This window comes from Streptomyces sp. NPDC029169 (assembly GCF_055563935.1).
In genome coordinates, this window is record NZ_JBVHXA010000013.1 from 75046 (window position 1) to 91694 (window position 16649).

The following is a 16649-nucleotide window of genomic DNA, read 5'->3' on the forward strand; positions in this document are numbered from 1 at the left end:
GCCCGGCGCCCCCACCGGGCCCGGCGCCCCCACCGGGCCCGGCGCCCCCACCGGGCCTGGCGCCCCCACGGCCCCCACCGCCCCCACCGAACCCACGGCCGAGACCCCCACCCCCGACCCCCTCCGCCTAGCCGCGCACCCCGCGCCGCCCTGGCGGTTGGCGCGGGCCGTGGCTGTCAGCCGGGCCTCCGGGCTCGAACCCGTCGACGTCGAGCGGCTCGTGTCGCTGCGGGCGCGGCATCCGGAGGCCGTTGCAGAGGCTGCCGCGGGGCGGCGGAGGCGGCGGTTGTTCGAGGAGCGGGAGCGGCTGTTGATCGTCGCCGCCGACCATCCCGCCCGTGGCGCGCTCGGCGTCGGCGCGCGGCCGTACGCGATGGCCGACCGGGCCGACCTCCTCGGGCGGCTCCGGCTCGCGCTGTCCCGGCCCGGCGTCGACGGCGTCCTCGCCTCCGCCGACATCCTCGACGACCTCCTCCTGCTCGGCGCCCTCGACGACCGCCTCGTCGTCGGGTCCATGAACCGCGGCGGCCTCGCCGGGGCCTCCTTCGAGCTCGACGACCGCTTCACCGGCCACCGCCCCCAGGACCTCGCCCGGCTCGGCTTCGACGCCGGCAAGCTGCTCCTGCGGATCGACCCCGACGACCCCGGTTCGCTCGCCACCCTCCACTCCGCCGCCCGCGCCGTCGACGAGATGGCGGCCCTGCGGCTCCCCGTCTTCGTCGAGCCGTTCCTCTGCCACCGCGACGACGACGGCCGGCTCCACAACGACCTCTCCGCCGAGGCCGTCATCACCTCCCTCGCCGTCGCCTCCGGCCTCGGCGGCACCTCCGCCTACACCTGGCTCAAGGTCCCGGTCACCGACCACCCCGAGGACATGGCCCGCGTCCTGGAGACCACCACCCTCCCCACCGTCCTCCTCGGCGGGGACACCGGCCCCGGCATCGACGTCTGGCGCCGCGCGCTCCGCCTGCCCACCGTCCGGGGCCTGGTCGTCGGCCGCGCCCTCCTCTATCCCGCGGACGGCGATGTGGCCGGAGCCGTCGATACCGCTGCGCGCCTCCTGCGGGAGACGGTAGGAAGGAGCACGCACGCGTGAACGATCTCCACAACGATCTCCACAACGATCTCCACCTGCCCGCCGGGACCGCCTCCCACGGGCCGTACGCGCTCCACATCGACCCCGACCGGGCCGGCTGGAGCCACTCCGCACTACGCGTCCTCGAGCTCGGCCCGGGAGCCACCCACCTCCTGGACACCGGGGACAGCGAATGGATCGTGCTTCCGCTCACCGGCGGCTGTACGGTGCACATCGACGGCGACGGCCAGACGCTTCAACTCCTCGGCCGCGAGAGCGTGTTCGGCGGAGTGTCCGACTTCGCGTACGTGCCCCGCGACACCCGAGCCCAGATCGCCTCCGGTGCGGGAGGCCGCTTCGCTTTGGCAGGAGCGAAGTGCGAGCGACGACTCCCCGCTCGCTACGGCCCCGCGCCGGAGGTACCCGTCGAGGCCCGCGGCAGCGGCAACCAGGCCCGGCAGGTACGGAACTTCGCCGCCGCCGACACCTTCGACTGCGACCGCCTCATCGCCGTCGAGGTGATCACCCCCGGCGGGAACTGGTCCTCCTACCCGCCCCACAAGCACGACGAGCACCGCCCCGGCGCCGAGTCCGCGCTGGAGGAGATCTACTACTACGAGATCGCCGGCGGCGGCGTCGGCTACCAGCGGATCTCCCCCTCCCGCCCCGGCGGCGCCGACCTCCTCGCCGAGGTCCGCAGCGGCGACGCCGTCCTCGTACCGGACGGCTGGCACGGCCCGTCGATCGCCCAGCCGCGGCACGACATGTACTACCTGAACGTGATGGCGGGACCAGGACCGGACCGCGAGTGGAAGATCTGCTTCCACCCCGACCACACGGAGGGATACACGTGACACGGCTGACCGTGGCCCAGGCGCTGACGCGCTTCCTCGCCGCCCAGTACACCGAACGCGACGGCGTACGGCAGCGGTTGATCGCCGCGACCTGGGGCATCTTCGGCCACGGCAACGTCGCCGGAATGGGCCAGGCCCTCGTCGAGTACGCCGCCGAGATGCCGTACCACCAGGGGCGCAACGAACAGGCCATGGTGCACGCGGCCGTCGGCTACGCCCGCCAGTCGAACCGGCTCTCCGCGCACGCCGTGACCACCTCTATCGGCCCGGGCGCGACCAACCTCGTCACCGGCGCCGCGCTCGCCACCATCAACCGCCTCCCGGTTCTGCTCCTGCCGGGCGACACCTTCGCCACCCGCCCCGCCGACCCCGTCCTCCAGCAGCTCGAAGTCCCGTACGCGGGCGACGTGTCGGTCAACGACTGCCTGCGGCCGGTCTCGGTGTACTTCGACCGGATCACCCGCCCCGAGGCGCTGATCCCGGCCGCGCTGGCCGCCGCCCGCGTCCTCACCGACCCCGTCCAGACCGGGGCGGTCACGCTCGCCCTGCCGCAGGACGTCCAGGCGGAGGCGTACGACTGGCCGGAGGAGTTCTTCGCCGAGCGGGTCTGGCGGGTGCGCCGGCCGCAGCCGGACGAGGCCGAACTCGACGCAGCGGTACGGGCGGTCAGGAGGGCCTCGCGCCCGCTGATCGTCGCGGGCGGCGGGGTCAGGTACAGCGGCGCCGAGACCGCGCTGCGGGTCTTCGCCGCCGCCACCGGCATCCCCGTCGCCGCCACCCAGGCCGGCAAGGGCGCGCTGCCGCACGGCCATCCGGCCGACGTCGGCGCCCTCGGCCACACCGGCACCGCGACCGCGAACCAGCTCGCCCGCACCGCCGACCTCGTCATCGGGATCGGCACCCGCTACACCGACTTCACCACCGCGTCCTCCACCCTCTTCGCCCACCCCACCGTCCGCTTCGTCAACCTCAACGTCGCCTCCTTCGACGCCCACAAGCTGGCCGCGCTGCCGCTGGTCGGGGACGCCCGCGAGGGCCTGGAACTCCTCCACGCCGAGCTCGACGGGCACTCGGTCCCGGCACAGTACGAGAACGAGTACCACGAGGAGCGGGCGCGCTGGGAGCGCCGGGTCACCGCCGCGTACACGGCCGCCGACGAGGAGGCCCGGCCCACCCAGCCGCAGGTCCTCGGCGTACTCGACACCCTGGTCGACGAGAGCGACATCCTGATCAACGCGGCCGGCTCGCTCCCGGGCGATCTCCACAAGCTCTGGCGGGCCCGGTCCTCGGACCAGTACCACGTCGAATACGGGTACTCGTGCATGGGCTACGAGATCCCGGCGGCGATCGGAGTCGCGATCGCCGCGCCTGGCCGCCCGGTCTGGGCGCTCGTCGGCGACGGTACGTATCTGATGAATCCCACCGAAATCGTCACGGCCGTCCAGCAGGCACTGCCCATCAAGGTGGTGATCCTGCAGAACCACGGGTACGCATCCATCGGAGGGCTCTCCGAGTCCGTCGGCGGCGAGCGGTACGGCACCGCGTACCGCTTCCGGGCGAGGGACGGCCGTTTCACCGGCGCGCCGCTCCCGGTCGACCTGGCGGCCAACGCGGCCTCACTCGGGATGCGCGTGCTGACCCCTCGTACCGTACGTGACCTGCGAGAAGCCCTCGCCGACGCCCGGACGTCGACCGTTCCCACATGTGTCTATGTCGAGACCGAAACGGCAGACACAGTGTCGGGCGCGCCCCCCGCCCAGGCGTGGTGGGATGTGCCCGTGGCCGAGACCTCGACCCGCGCGTCGGCGGTCAGGGCCCGGGAGGAGTACGACCGGCACGTCACCGCCCGACGCCGCCATCTCTGAAGGAGCAGTCATGACGAAGAAGGTCAACCACTGGATCGGTGGCAAGACCGTCGAGGGCACGTCGGGCAACTGGGGCCCGGTCACCGACCCGGCCACCGGCGCCGTGACCACGGAGGTGGCGCTCGCCTCGGTCGAGGAGGTCGACGCGGCCGTCGCCGCCGCGAAGACCGCGTTCGAGACCTGGGGCACGGCGTCGCTCGCGCAGCGCACCACGATCCTCTTCAAGTTCCGCGCGCTGCTCGACGCCAACCGCGACGCGATCGCCGAGCTGATCACCGCCGAGCACGGCAAGGTGCACTCGGACGCGCTGGGCGAGGTCGCCCGCGGTCTGGAGATCGTCGACCTGGCCTGCGGGATCACCACGCAGCTCAAGGGCGAGCTGTCCACCCAGGTGTCGAACCGGGTGGACGTGGCCGCGATCCGCCAGCCGGTGGGTGTCGTGGCCGGCATCACGCCGTTCAACTTCCCGGCGATGGTGCCGATGTGGATGTTCCCGATCGCCATCGCGTGCGGCAACACCTTCATCCTCAAGCCGAGCGAGAAGGACCCCTCGCCGTCGCTGAAGATCGCGGAGCTGCTCGCGGAGGCGGGCCTGCCGGACGGCGTCTTCAACGTCGTGCACGGTGACAAGGTGGCCGTGGACCGGCTCCTGGAGCACCCGGACGTGTCGGCGATCTCGTTCGTGGGTTCGACGCCGATCGCCCGCTACATCCACACGACGGCGTCCGCCAACCACAAGCGCGTCCAGGCGCTCGGCGGAGCCAAGAACCACATGCTGGTGCTGCCGGACGCGGACCTGGACGCGGCGGCGGACGCGGCGGTCTCGGCGGCGTACGGCTCGGCCGGCGAGCGCTGCATGGCGATCTCGGCGGTCGTAGCGGTGGGCTCCATCGGCGACGAGCTGGTGGAGAAGATCCGCGAGCGCGCCGAGAAGATCAAGATCGGCCCCGGCAACGATCCGACCTCCGAGATGGGCCCGCTGATCACGGCCGTCCACCGCGACAAGGTCGCCTCGTACGTGAAGGGCGCGGCGGACGAGGGCTGCGAGGTCGTCCTCGACGGCACGGGCTACACGGTGGACGGCTTCGAGAACGGCCACTGGATCGGCATCTCCCTCCTGGACAAGGTCCCGACGACGGCGAAGGCGTACCAGGACGAGATCTTCGGCCCGGTGCTGTGCGTGCTGCGGACGGAGACGTACGAGGAGGGTGTCGCCCTCATCAACGCCTCGCCGTTCGGCAACGGCACCGCGATCTTCACCCGCGACGGCGGCGCGGCCCGCCGCTTCCAGCTGGAGATCCAGGCGGGCATGGTCGGCGTGAACGTCCCGATCCCGGTGCCGGTGGGCTACCACTCCTTCGGAGGCTGGAAGGACTCGCTCTTCGGCGACCACCACATCTACGGCAACGACGGCGTCAACTTCTACACCCGCGGCAAGGTAGTCACCACCCGCTGGCCGGACCCGTCGGAGGCCCCGTCGGGCGTGGACCTGGGCTTCCCCCGGAACCACTGACCGCAGGGTCGGCGCCCTGGTGCTCCTCCTACCTCGGGCCCGTACGGAAATCTGTACAGATTCCGGTACGGGTCTGAGGTGGGCTCACCGCATGACGAGGATCCCTGAGGTCGTGACCGTGAGCGATGCCCGTGCCGGACTCTCCCGGATACTGGCCGAGTTCGAGCGCCGAGGAGCCGAGGCGGACCCCGTGCTGATCGGCGCGCACCGCAGACCGCAGGGTGTTCTGCTGTCGACCGAGGCGTACGAGGCGCTCACGGGCAGGGCCGAGGCCACCGGCTCCCTGGCGTCCGAGGGGAGCTCGGCAGCATGACCACCGCACCCCGGCACGCGGGTGCCGGCATCCCGCCCATGCCCGACCGGCCCCCGAAGGCCCTGCGGGCCGCCATCGCCGCGCGTACTCGACCTGGAAGCCCGCGCCGCTGAGGCGCTCGACAACGGCACAGCCATGGCGCTGCTCGAACAGGCCGTGCACCTGCGCCGCGAGGCCGGTAAGGCAGAGCCCGGCCGGTGACCGACGCCATCATGGGCCCGCCCTGGCAGACGGACTGGGTCGGCTCCGCCCGCGCCAACAGAGACTCGCTCCCCAGGCGCGTCCGCGACCGATCCCGTTCGTCAACGGGAGTGTGGAGACGAGCCGTTCGGCATCCCCCAAGCAGAGGTGCTTCATGCCTAAGGTGGGTGAGGGGCTGTCCGCTGCGGAGCGATGAGCGTGCGGCACCAGGAAACCGGTCGGGGAGGGCCTGTGGCGCTATTGGATCAATTGCCGACTCTGATAGGCGTCGTGGTCGGTTCGCTCGGCTCCTACGCCGTGCAGAGCTTGACCGAGCGTCGGCGGTGGAAGCGGCAGCGGGAGGAGCGGTGGGATGAGAAGCGTTTCGAGACATACGGCCGCTACGCCAACGCTCTCAAGGCGCAGCTTCGCGTCGCCCAGCGCATAGGCGCCGCCCTCGGATTCGCGGACGTGGCCGATCCGTTGCTGCCGGCCGAGGGGCTGCCTCTGCTCGCCGACGCGGAGTCTCACCGTGCGACGGAGTGGGAGTCTGTCCTGCTCGTGGGGGACGCGGAGACGATCGCGGCGGCACGGCGCTGGCACGAGACGATCTGGACCATCGAGCTGCTCATACGGGAGGGGCCAGTCGACACGGAGATGTGGACCAAGGCCCATCGGCTGGCGAGTGCGGCGCGTGACGACTTCTACGAGAGCGCGCGACGCGACCTCGGAATCAACGGAGCTCCGCCGCCGTCGGGGCAGTGGCCACGGCAGTGGCGGGCCGAGCTGTCCGGGTGAGTGCCCAGGGGGCCATCGTCTCGGAGGCATCCCGGCTTGGGCGGTGACGGACTTGGCCCGGCCGCCAATGCGAAAACGACTGGCCCCGGGGCGCGCGTTCGCGCACCCTTGGGCCCATGTCTGTCGTTCCGCCGAAGTACCAGATCCGCGCCCAGCACACCGAGTCGACGGTGACCGTCTATCAGGCGTACGGCCCCGCCATCGGTCTTCCGGCCGCACGTGACGGGCGGTTCCCCGCCGCGTGGAAGCGGGAGCGGATGACGTGGATCAAGCCGTCGTTCCTGTGGATGATGTACCGCTGCGGGTGGGGGCTGAAGGAGGGGCAGCAGACCGTGCTTGCCGTGGAGATCAGCCGCGAGGGGTTCGAGTGGGCCCTGCGTCACGCCTGTCTCTCGCACTATGTGCGGGGCCTTCACGTCGACCGCGGTGCCTGGAAGCGGGAGTTGCGGCAGTCGCCGGCTCGCGTGCAGTGGGATCCTGAGCGGGATCTGCGGCTCGGTGCGCTGCCGCATCGGTCGCTGCAGTTGGGGCTCGCGGGGGAGGCGGCGCGGCGGTATGCCGATGAGTGGATCGTCGGCGTGCGGGACGTCACGCCGCTTGCCCATGAGGTTCACGCGCTCGTGCGCGAGGGGCGGCTCGATGAGGCCGGGAAGCGAGTGCCCGAGGAGCTGCCGTACCCGGTGGGGTCGGAGCTCCTCGGGCGTCTCGTGGGTTAGAAGATCGAGTACAGCAGCCTGTTCGGGGAGCCCGTTCGCGGGTCCTGGACCTTGCCCGGCGTGGCGTTGTTGGTGATCGCGGTGCTCACCTGGGCCGGGGTCGCCGTCGGGTACTTCGACAGGTAGAGGGCTGCGACGCCCGCTGTGTGCGGGGTCGCCATCGACGTGCCCGAGATGGTGTTCGTCGCCGTGTCGTTGTCCTTCCACGCCGACGTGATGGAGACACCCGGGGCGAAGAGGTCCACGCACGTGCCGTAGTTGGAGAACGACGCCCGCTTGTCGGCGGAGTCCGTCGCGCCGACCGTGATCGCCTCCGGGACGCGGGCCGGGGAGTAGTTGCACGCGTTCGCGGGCCAGCCCAGGATGCTGCCGTTGCCCGCGGCGATCGCGTAGCTCACGCCCGACGCGATCGAGCGCTTCACCGCGTTGTCGAGGGAGGTGTTCGCGCCGCCGCCCAGGCTCATGTTGGCGACCGCCGGCTTGACCGCGTTGGCCGTGACCCAGTCGACGCCGGCGATGACCCCGGCCGTCGTACCGGAGCCGGTGCAGTTGAGGACTCGTACCGCCACCAGCTTCGCGCCCTTGGCGACGCCGTACTTCGCGCCGCCGACCGTGCCCGCGACGTGCGTGCCGTGGCCCTGGCAGTCCTGGCCGTTCTGGCCGTCGCCCACCGTGTCCGTGCCCACCCTCGCCCGGCCGCCGAACTCGCTGTGCGAGGTCCGGATTCCGGTGTCGATGATGTACGCGGTGACGTTCGAGGCCGTGGTGTTGTACGTGTACGTCGTCGACAGCGGCAGGTTGCGCTGGTCGACCCGGTCGAGGCCCCAGGTCGCGCCCGGCTGCGTCTCGGCCATCCGGACCGTCGCGTTCTGCTCCACGTACGCGACGCGCGGGTCGGCGGCCAGCGTCGCCGCCTGCGCGCGGGACATGCTGGCCGAGAAGCCCTTCAGGACCGAGCGGTACTCGTGCTTCGGCGTCACGCCCAGGTCGGCGGCGCGGGTCGAGCCGTCCTTGAGGACGACGATCCAGCTGTTCTCGATCGCGGTCGAGGCCGGGGCGAGTCGGAGGTCCCCGACGAGGGGGGCGCTCTGGGCGGTGGGGGAGACGGCCAGCTGGAGGCCGGCGGCGAGCGCGAGAACGGGGACCAGCGCTATCGCGCGGCGGGGTATACGGGTCATGTGGTGGGGCACCTGAACCTTTCATTGTTCGGGTTACCGCAAGTACGGCCTGCGTGGTGCGCCACAGAGTCTCGTGTCGACATGGGTCGTACAAGAGGGCATCCGGTCCCCTCACCGGTCCTTCACCTCGAACTCCCAGGTCAGCATCGCGAACCCGCCCTCGTCCCGGGCCCCCGCCGACCGATACGTCCGCAACGCGGCCTCGTTGTCCGTGTCCACCCCCACCCACACGTCGTAACAGCCCCGCTCCCGTGCCTCGGCCACCAGCGCCTCCGCCAGCGCCCGCCCGACGCCCCGCCGCCGGTACCCCTCGTCCACCGACAGCTCGTACAGACACATCTCCACCCCCTTGTCCGGGTGGAGCATCTCGATCCCGGAGACGAACCCCGCCGGGAAACCGTCCTCCGCGTACGCGATCAGCATCAGATGGCCCGGTGCGGCGAGGAACGCCTCCGCCCACTCCGGTCGCGCCGGACCGTCGTACAGGTGCTCCGCCGCGAGTAGTTCGGCCGCCGTCGTCGCCCGCTCGATCCTCATGCCGGTCCTCTCGCTCGGGACGCGCGTACCGCGCCTGGTGTACGCGGACGGTACGGCGTACGACTCCAGGAGGCTCGCGATTTCCGCCCCGGGGCAGCCGAGCCGCACAGGCTGCCCGCCTACGCTCGACACATGCCATTCCGACTTCCCCGGTGGGCCGCGGTCACCGCCGCCCTCGCCGTGCTCGCGGGCGCCGGCACCTGGACCGCCGTCGCCTCCGACGAACCGCCGCCCGTGCACCGCGCGGACCAGGTGCTCGACATGCCCGGGGCGCGGATCGACACCTCCTACTTCACCGCCGAGAGCGGCGGCGGCGACGGCCGACGGCCCGCTGTCCTGCTCGGGCACGGCTTCGGCGGCTCCAAGGACGACGTCCGCGCCCAGGCCGAGAAGCTCGCCCGCGACGGCTACGCCGTCCTGACCTGGTCGGCGCGCGGCTTCGGCGCCTCCACCGGGGAGATCGGACTCAACGACCCCGGCCACGAGGTCAAGGACGTCCAGCGGCTCGTCGACTGGCTCGCCGAGCGGCCCGAGGTCCAGCTCGACAAGGCCGGCGACCCGCGCGTCGGCGTCACCGGAGCGTCCTACGGCGGGGCGGTCTCGCTGCTCGCCGCCGGGTACGACACCCGCGTCGACGCGATCGCCCCCCAGATCACGTACTGGAACCTCGCCGACGCCCTCTTCCCGGACGGCGTCTTCAAGAAGCTCTGGGCCGGGATCTTCTTCTCGACCGGCGCCGGGCCCGGGGCCGAGCCCGGCAAGGCCGATGGGTGCGGGCGGTTCACCGGCGAGCTGTGCGCCATGTACGAGCGCGTCGCCGTCTCCGGGAAGCCCGACGCCGCCGCCCGTACGCTCCTCGAAGCCCGCAGCCCCTCCGCCGTCGGGGCCAGGATCAAGGTCCCCGCGCTGATCGTCCAGGGGCAGAGCGACTCCCTCTTCCCGCTCACCCACGCCGACGCGATGGCGAAGACGATCGCCGCCAACGGCGCGCCCGTCGCCGTCGACTGGATCGCGGGCGGCCACGACGGCGGCGACCGCGAGACCGAGCGCGTCGAGGCCCGGATCGGCGACTGGTTCGACCGCTACCTCAAGCAGGACACGAGCGCCGGCACCGGTCCCGCGTTCCGCGTCAGCCGTACCGGGGGAGTCGACTCCACCGACGGCGAGGCGCAGCTGCGCGGCGCGAGTGCCGACACCTATCCCGGGCTGTCCGGCGACACCGTGTCCGTCGCCCTCGGCGACGGCCGTCCCCAGTCCTTCGCCAACCCCGCCGGCGCCAACCCGCCCGCCATCTCCGCCGTCCCCGGCGTCGGCGGCGGACTCGCCGGGCTCTCCTCCCTCGGCGTCGGCCTCTCCCTCGACTTCCCGGGCCAGTACGCCCGGTTCGACGCGAAGCCGCAGACCGAGGCGGTACGGATCACGGGCACGCCGACCGTCCGCGTCAAGGTCACCTCCGACAGCCCGGACGGATCCGCCGTCCTCTTCGCCAAGGTCTACGACGCCGGGCCCGACGGGCGTCAGCAGGTGCTGCCCGCCCAGCTCGTCGCCCCGGTCCGCGTCGAGGACGCCCGGAAGGGCAGGAGCGTCGAGCTGACGCTGCCCGCGATCGACCACGAGGTCGAGGCCGGCCACCGGCTGCGGCTCGTGCTCTCCGCCACCGACCTCGGCTACGCCTCCCCGGCCGCCCCGGCCACGTACACCGTCGCCGTCGAGAGCCCCCTGACCGTGCCGACGGCGCCCGCCGTGACCACGCAGGCGGCCGCGATGCCCTGGTGGGTGTGGGGGCTGCCGCTCGCCGGAGCGCTGATCGCCGCCGCGCTGCTGCTGACCGGCCGGCGGCGGACCGCGGCTCCCGCCCCGGATCCCGAACTCGCCGCCGTACCGCTGCAGATCACGGGGCTGACGAAGAAGTACGCCAAGTCCTCCGACCGTTATGCCGTACGGGATCTCTCCTTCCGCGTCGAGCAGGGGCAGGTACTCGGGCTGCTCGGGCCCAACGGCGCCGGGAAGACCACCACCCTGCGCATGCTCATGGGCCTGATCACCCCGGACGACGGGGAGATCCGGGTCTTCGGGCAGGCCATCCGCCCGGGCGCCCCGGTCCTGTCCCGGGTCGGTGCCTTCGTCGAGGGCGCGGGCTTCCTGCCGCACCTCTCCGGGCGGGACAACCTGGAGCTGTACTGGAAGGCCACCGGCCGCCCCGCCGAGGACGCGCACATCGAGGAGGCCCTGGAGATCGCCGGCCTCGGCGACGCCCTGGCCCGTGCCGTACGGACGTACTCGCAGGGCATGCGGCAGCGGCTCGCGATCGCCCAGGCCATGCTCGGCATGCCGGACCTGCTGATCCTCGACGAACCGACCAACGGTCTCGACCCGCCACAGATCCGCGAGATGCGGGACGTGATGATCCGGTACGCGGCCGGGGGCCGGACCGTCATCGTCTCCAGCCACCTCCTCTCGGAGGTCGAGCAGTCCTGCACCCATCTCGTGGTGATGGACCGCGGGCAGCTCGTGCAGGCCGGACCGGTCGGCGAGATCACGGGCGCGGGCGACACCCTGCTCGTGACGCTCGGGGACGCCGTGCCCGATCCGCTCGTGGACAAGATCGGCGCGCTGCCGGGGATCGGCTCGGCGGTACGGACCGAGGGCGGGCTCCTGGTCCGTCTCGACGGGGCCGACGCGACCGCCCTGATCGGCGAACTCGTCCGCCTGGACGTGCCCGTGACCGGTGTGGGTCCGCACCGGCGGCTCGAGGACGCGTTCCTGACACTGATCGGAGGAGGATCCGCATGAGCACGACCGCGGAACTGGCGGAGACCGCACCCGGCTACCGGGCGCGGCGCACCCTGCCGCTGCGCGTCGAGGCCGTACGGCAGCTGAAGCGGCGCCGCACCCTGGTCATGGGCGCCGTGCTCGCCGCCCTGCCGTTCATCCTGATCATCGCCTTCGCGATCGGCGGGGGCCAGGACGGCGGCGGCAACGGCCGGATCACGCTGATGGACACGGCGACGGCTTCGGCGGCGAACTTCGCCGCGACCTGTCTCTTCGTCTCGGCAGGCTTCCTCCTCGTGGTGTCGGTGGCCCTGTTCTGCGGGGACACCGTCGCCTCCGAGGCGAGCTGGTCCTCGCTGCGCTATCTGCTGGCCGCGCCCGTCCCCCGGGCCCGGCTGCTCTGGTCCAAGCTGGCGGTGGCGCTCGGCTTCAGCGCGGCGGCGATGGTGCTGCTGCCGCTGGTGGCGCTCGTCGCGGGCACGGTCGCCTACGGCTGGGGGCCGCTGAAGCTCCCCACCGGCGGGGCTCTCCCCGCCGCCGAGACCCTGCCCCGGCTCGGTCTGGCCGTCGCGTTCATCTTCGTCTCCCAACTGGTCACCGCCGGACTGGCGTTCTGGCTCTCCACCCGGACCGACGCCCCGCTGGGCGCCGTCGGCGGCGCGGTCGGTCTGACGATCATCGGCAACGTCCTGGACGCCGTCACGGCGCTCGGCGACTGGCGTGACTTCATCCCCGCGCACTGGCAGTACGCCTGGGTGGACGCGCTCCAGCCCCAGCTGGAGTGGGGCGGGATGCTGAAGGGCACGGCGATCTCGGTGACCTTCGCGGTGATCCTCTTCGCGCTCGCCTTCCGGGGCTTCGCCCGCAAGGACATCGTGTCGTAGCGGCCCCCGGAGCAGCCGTCCGGCGGATGGATCGAGCCAAGCCCGGCGTGCCGCGAACTCCCCTGGCATGATGGGGAGTTCGCGGCATTGCGTGGTGACCGGGGGAGGCGTCCGAGGGCATGCGTGGATACGAGTACCAGGGGGCGAGCGGCGGCGGCCGGTACGACACCGCGACGGCGACCCGGCTGGCACGCCGTGCGGTGGAGGCGACAGCCCCGCACGAACTGCCGCAGTTTCCGATGACGGCCGAGGCCTTCCACCAGTCCCCGGCGCAGGACCGGCTGCGGCCGGCACGTCGTGACGAACCGCTGGCGATCGGCCTCGACGTGGTGGCCGCCGTCATCAGCGCGGCGTCCCTCGCCGCCGCGGTCCAGGTCCTCGACCACCTCGCGCAGCAGGCCACCGCCCGCGCGGTGGACACGACAAGGGACCGGCTGCTGCCCCGGCTACTGCGCCGCCGCCCACGGCCGGACGCCCCGGTACGAGTCGAGCCTTCGACCCCTGAGCGGGTGACCCCCGAACGGTTGACCCCCGAGCAACTGGCACAGCTGCGCGAGGTGGCCGCGCGGGCGGCGGCCCGTTGGCAGGTCCCGGAACCGCAGGCGCGGGCGATCGCCGACGGGATCGTCGCGGAACTCGCCACCTTGTCCCAGGAAACGCCGGACGGTGGCGATCCGGGCGCGGACCAGGGCGGGGAGGGGCCGGCCGAGGTCGCTCCGTGACGCGGTCGAAGCCGTGGCCGGCGCGCGGTCGTCCGAGCCCGGCGCGCGGTCGTCCCTGGCCGGCTCCTGGTCGTCCGGGCCCGGCTCCTGGTCGTCCGGGCCCGTTCATGCTGCCCTCCGGCACCTCCGTACGCTTCGCGCTGCTGATCGCCGCGATGGCCGTCGTCTCCGCGCTGCTGGTGAACGGCACGTCGTCCGTCGTCCTCAGCTCGGTGAAGCTGGAGGAGATGCGGGGCTACTACACCTGCATGGCCCGGGCGACGGAAGAGGCGGCCCGCGAGCGCGCCCCGGACACGGACATCCGCATCCCGACCGAGAGCGACTTCGGTGACTGCGAGGACCCGCGCGCCGACGCGAGCCCGCTGGTCACCGCAGGAGCCTCGGCCGTCCTGCTGGTGGCGCTCCTCGGTGTCTACGCCGGGCTGCCCGGCTGGCGGACCCGACGGCGCGGCTACCGCCGACTGAGCGGCATGCCGGAACTCTCCGAGTATCTGGCGGGCTTGCTGAACGAGACGGGTGTGCGCGCCCGGGTCACCTTCCTCGCCGAACCACTGAACCCGGCGGTGCACGCCGTGGCCTTCGGGCGGGTGGGGCAACGGCGGGTGGTGCTGAGCGGCGGGCTGCTCACCCTGTACACCCTCGACCGGGAGGCGTTCCGGAGCATCGTCCTCCACGAACTCGCCCATATCCGCAACCGGGACCTGGACATCGCCTTCCTCACGCTGATCCTGTGGCGGGCGAGCGGGCCGCCGCTCGTGGTCCTGAGCGTCCTCGCCGCGCCGGCCGCCCTGCTGCTCGGGCCGGCGCTCGGAGGCTCCGTCCTGGCCTTCGTCGTCCAGATCGCCCTGCTCGCCGTACTGGTGACCGTGCTGAAGAACGGTGTGCTGCGCAGCCGGGAGCTGTACGCCGACGCGCGCGTCACGGAGTGGGAGGGCTCGGCGGACGGCCTGCGCCGACTGTTCGACGTCCCGGGCAACTCCGGCGCCGTCCCGGGCCGCCCCGGCGCCCTCTCGGGCCCGCGCGCTCTGCTGAGCGTCCACCCGCCGCCCGCCCAGCGGGCCCGGGTGCTGGCCGACGGCCGGGTGCGGTACGAGGCCGGCTTCTGGGACATGTGCACGGTCGGGGGAGTGGCGGCCTTCCTCTACGACAATCTGCGGCTGGGGCCGATCGGCGGCGGTAGTCAGGCCGGGCCGGTGACGGAGCTCGTGGCGGATGTCCTGTCCGGGTGCCTGCTCGTGGGTGCGGCGGGGACGGTGCTGTGGCAGGCGGTGGTCCACGCCCCGGTCTCCCTCACCCCGGCGCGGATCCGGCAGGCCGGGCTTGGCCTGGGCCTCGGCCTGGGCGCGTTCCGGCTGCTGTCCCCGTCGGGGGTGTCCAGCCTGGTGATGGTGCACGGGCACGGGGCCTCGCTGGCCCTCCCGTACCTCGCGCTGGCCGGCCTGTGCGGCTGGGCCCTCGTACGGTGGCTGGTGCTGGTCGCCGGGGCGTGGGGGCCGGTCCTGGCACGCAACCGCGGGCCGCGACGGGTCCTGTGGGCGGTGCTGGGGCTGAGCGCGGCAGGGCTGCTGCCGATGTTCGACTTCCTGATGGAACTTCCCGTCATGACGCTGTACGCGGCGGCGTTCATCGCGCCGTCGCTGCCGGGCGCGGTGGTCTTCTTCGGCAGCGCGGGCTACCTGGCGGGTGCCCGGCTGGTCTCGCTGGTGCTGCCGGTGGTGGCGACGGCCGCGCTGGTGCCGCTGGTCGGGCAGTACGTCTCGTGGCGTCGTGGGGCGCGGCACACCTTCACCGGCTTCGGCCCGCCGGGGCCGCCGCCGGGCTTCCTCGTCCGCTTCGGCATCCCGGCGGCGCTGTCGGCCGCCGTGCTGGCGCTCGTCTACGCGTGGGCCGGTGTCGGTGGCTCCGACCTGCCGGTCTTTGCGGTGCTGGTCGCCGGCCAGATCGCGGCGGCCTTCTGGGCGGGCCGGGGCTACGCGCCGCTGCCGCTGGCGCGGGGTGCGGTGGCCTCGTACTGCACGGGGGTGCTCGGCCTGCTGGTCTGGGCGGCGCTGGTGAAGCTCGTTGCGGACTGTCTCGGCCCGAGCCCCGACCCGTGCGTCCCTCTCCCCGACCCGACCCTCATCCGCGTCGCCTTCGTGACGTCCTCCCTGGGCACGGTCCTTGCCTGGATCGCCCAAGCCCTCACGCTCCGCCTCCGCCGCCCGCCACCAGGCCCATTTGTCGGTCCGCTTCCGGGCCCGCGTCCCGGTCCACCGCCGGGCCCGCGTCCCGGTCCACCGCCGGGCCCGCGTCCCGGCCCGCCGCGGGGCCCACGTCCCGGCCCACTTCCGGGCCCTCGCTCCGCGGGCTGAGCGGGGCGCGGTCATACCCACCCCCTCCGAGCCGCTTCCGCGCCCGCGCGGAAGCGGCTCGTCGTGCCCAGGGCATGCATCAGCTCGCCGACCCGGCGGCTGTATGTGCGGCCCGACATGCCGAGGCGGGCCGCCGCCGTCTCGTCCGTGAGCCCGGCGAGGAGCGCTTCGAGGACCGGGCGGAGCTGTGGGGGAAGCTCCGTCCTCGCGGCGGTCGCGCCTGCCAGCTCCTCGCTCGCGTCCCAACTGGCGTGGTGGGCGCGGACCAGGGCCTGGACGACGACCGGATCGCGGATCAGCAGCACCCCGTTGTAGAGCAGCTCCAGATCGAGCGGGACCGCCGCGACCAAGCGGTCGACGACGATCATCTTGAACGGGATGGTGTCCGCGAGCCGGGCCCGGCCCGGCATCCGGACCGCGCCCGCCACATGGGCGAGGGCATGGCGGGGCACGATCCGTCTGACCTCCGGGGCCCGCTCCGCCGCGGCCCGCATGCACGCTCCCGCCAACTCCAGGAACGGCTCGGGGATGGCGCGGCCCACGGAGGCGGCCGGGTCGTCGAAGGTCAGCAGCTCGTGCCTGGTCGAGGCGGCCAGCCCGGCCAGCGCCGCGCTGATCCGCCGCGCGCCGCGGACGGGGCGCCCGGGAGGCCGCTGGGCCTCGGGCACCGCCCGGTTCATCGCCGATCGCGCGAGCATCACGGAGCCCGCAGTCTCACCCACCGCTGACCACCCCCGCCCGATCGGTGTGCCACTCCATGTACGCACGCGACTGCACACGGTGACAACCCCTGTTGAAAAGGATGGCGAATCCATGCCACGGGAGAGTGCCCCGGGCGCCGTTGCCGCATTGAGATCCTTCCGCAACTCCTCCGTCTGCTCCTTCCGGCCT

At 72.9% G+C, this 16649-nt stretch carries 14 protein-coding genes; 11 read left to right on the forward strand and 3 right to left on the reverse strand.

Annotation, left to right across the window (positions count from 1 at the left end; translation table 11 throughout):
- Window positions 1–169: 169 nt before the first annotated feature.
- The 7 genes from ACZ4VI_RS23420 (at window position 170) to ACZ4VI_RS23450 (ending at window position 7314) form a co-directional block, all read left to right on the forward strand.
- Entirely contained in the window at window positions 170–1096 is a 927-nt protein-coding gene (locus ACZ4VI_RS23420) for a Cgl0159 family (beta/alpha)8-fold protein (protein WP_468002277.1), read from the forward strand.
- Window positions 1093–1929, forward strand: a complete 837-nt coding sequence (gene iolB, locus ACZ4VI_RS23425; RefSeq protein ID WP_468002019.1) for a 5-deoxy-glucuronate isomerase — start codon at window positions 1093–1095, stop codon at window positions 1927–1929. The genes ACZ4VI_RS23420 and iolB overlap by 4 nt, the downstream gene beginning before the upstream one ends.
- Complete coding sequence (gene iolD / locus ACZ4VI_RS23430; protein WP_468002021.1) at window positions 1926–3794, forward strand: 3D-(3,5/4)-trihydroxycyclohexane-1,2-dione acylhydrolase (decyclizing); 1869 nt, start codon at window positions 1926–1928, stop codon at window positions 3792–3794. Before iolB ends, iolD begins: the two co-directional genes overlap by 4 nt.
- Before the next feature lie 10 nt (window positions 3795–3804).
- Window positions 3805–5307 carry a CoA-acylating methylmalonate-semialdehyde dehydrogenase gene (gene mmsA, locus ACZ4VI_RS23435; protein WP_468002023.1) on the forward strand — a complete coding sequence of 501 codons (1503 nt, stop codon included), beginning with the start codon at window positions 3805–3807 and terminating at the stop codon, window positions 5305–5307.
- A 91-nt stretch (window positions 5308–5398) separates the two neighbouring features.
- On the forward strand, window positions 5399–5620 hold the full coding sequence (locus ACZ4VI_RS23440; protein WP_468002025.1) for a hypothetical protein: 222 nt from the start codon (window positions 5399–5401) through the stop codon (window positions 5618–5620).
- 450 nt (window positions 5621–6070) lie between these two features.
- Complete coding sequence (locus ACZ4VI_RS23445) at window positions 6071–6598, forward strand: hypothetical protein (protein WP_468002027.1); 528 nt, start codon at window positions 6071–6073, stop codon at window positions 6596–6598.
- Between the two features lie 116 nt (window positions 6599–6714).
- On the forward strand, window positions 6715–7314 hold the full coding sequence (locus tag ACZ4VI_RS23450) for a DUF4291 domain-containing protein (protein ID WP_468002028.1): 600 nt from the start codon (window positions 6715–6717) through the stop codon (window positions 7312–7314).
- Here the strand turns inward: ACZ4VI_RS23450 and ACZ4VI_RS23455 are convergent.
- Both ACZ4VI_RS23455 and ACZ4VI_RS23460 read right to left on the reverse strand, forming a co-directional pair.
- On the reverse strand, window positions 7311–8492 hold the full coding sequence (locus tag ACZ4VI_RS23455; RefSeq protein ID WP_468002030.1) for a S8 family peptidase: 1182 nt from the start codon (window positions 8490–8492) through the stop codon (window positions 7311–7313). The two genes, ACZ4VI_RS23450 and ACZ4VI_RS23455, sit on opposite strands and share 4 nt — an antisense overlap.
- Before the next feature lie 111 nt (window positions 8493–8603).
- Window positions 8604–9029, reverse strand: coding sequence for a GNAT family N-acetyltransferase (locus ACZ4VI_RS23460; protein WP_468002032.1), 426 nt, complete (start codon window positions 9027–9029; stop codon window positions 8604–8606).
- Window positions 9030–9161: 132 nt separating this feature from the next.
- On the opposite strand from ACZ4VI_RS23460, the gene ACZ4VI_RS23465 reads away from it, so the two are divergent.
- From ACZ4VI_RS23465 to ACZ4VI_RS23480, 4 genes are all read left to right on the forward strand, one after another.
- Entirely contained in the window at window positions 9162–11822 is a 2661-nt protein-coding gene (locus ACZ4VI_RS23465) for an alpha/beta fold hydrolase (RefSeq protein ID WP_468002034.1), read from the forward strand.
- Window positions 11819–12685, forward strand: coding sequence for an ABC transporter permease (locus ACZ4VI_RS23470; protein WP_468002036.1), 867 nt, complete (start codon window positions 11819–11821; stop codon window positions 12683–12685). The genes ACZ4VI_RS23465 and ACZ4VI_RS23470 overlap by 4 nt, the downstream gene beginning before the upstream one ends.
- A gap of 119 nt (window positions 12686–12804) precedes the next feature.
- On the forward strand, window positions 12805–13407 hold the full coding sequence (locus ACZ4VI_RS23475) for a hypothetical protein (RefSeq protein WP_468002038.1): 603 nt from the start codon (window positions 12805–12807) through the stop codon (window positions 13405–13407).
- A gap of 107 nt (window positions 13408–13514) precedes the next feature.
- On the forward strand, window positions 13515–15758 hold the full coding sequence (locus ACZ4VI_RS23480) for a M48 family metallopeptidase (RefSeq protein ID WP_468002040.1): 2244 nt from the start codon (window positions 13515–13517) through the stop codon (window positions 15756–15758).
- Between the two features lie 11 nt (window positions 15759–15769).
- Here ACZ4VI_RS23480 and ACZ4VI_RS23485 read toward each other — a convergent pair whose 3' ends face one another.
- The gene (locus ACZ4VI_RS23485) at window positions 15770–16480 is read right to left on the reverse strand and encodes a helix-turn-helix transcriptional regulator (protein WP_468002042.1); all 711 of its coding nucleotides are present in this window, start codon (window positions 16478–16480) and stop codon (window positions 15770–15772) included.
- Window positions 16481–16649: the final 169 nt, after the last annotated feature.

Bases quoted from the DNA above. Each gene is read 5' to 3' on its own strand.
- ACZ4VI_RS23455 (WP_468002030.1), bottom strand. From the start codon at position 8,492: ATGACCCGTATACCCCGCCGCGCGATAGCGCTGGTCCCCGTTCTCGCG.
- ACZ4VI_RS23440 (WP_468002025.1), top strand. From the start codon at position 5,399: ATGACGAGGATCCCTGAGGTCGTGACCGTGAGCGATGCCCGTGCCGGA.
- ACZ4VI_RS23470 (WP_468002036.1), top strand. From the start codon at position 11,819: ATGAGCACGACCGCGGAACTGGCGGAGACCGCACCCGGCTACCGGGCG.
- ACZ4VI_RS23480 (WP_468002040.1), top strand. From the start codon at position 13,515: ATGCTGCCCTCCGGCACCTCCGTACGCTTCGCGCTGCTGATCGCCGCG.
- ACZ4VI_RS23460 (WP_468002032.1), bottom strand. From the start codon at position 9,029: ATGAGGATCGAGCGGGCGACGACGGCGGCCGAACTACTCGCGGCGGAG.
- ACZ4VI_RS23475 (WP_468002038.1), top strand. From the start codon at position 12,805: ATGCGTGGATACGAGTACCAGGGGGCGAGCGGCGGCGGCCGGTACGAC.
- ACZ4VI_RS23465 (WP_468002034.1), top strand. From the start codon at position 9,162: ATGCCATTCCGACTTCCCCGGTGGGCCGCGGTCACCGCCGCCCTCGCC.
- ACZ4VI_RS23450 (WP_468002028.1), top strand. From the start codon at position 6,715: ATGTCTGTCGTTCCGCCGAAGTACCAGATCCGCGCCCAGCACACCGAG.
- mmsA (WP_468002023.1), top strand. From the start codon at position 3,805: ATGACGAAGAAGGTCAACCACTGGATCGGTGGCAAGACCGTCGAGGGC.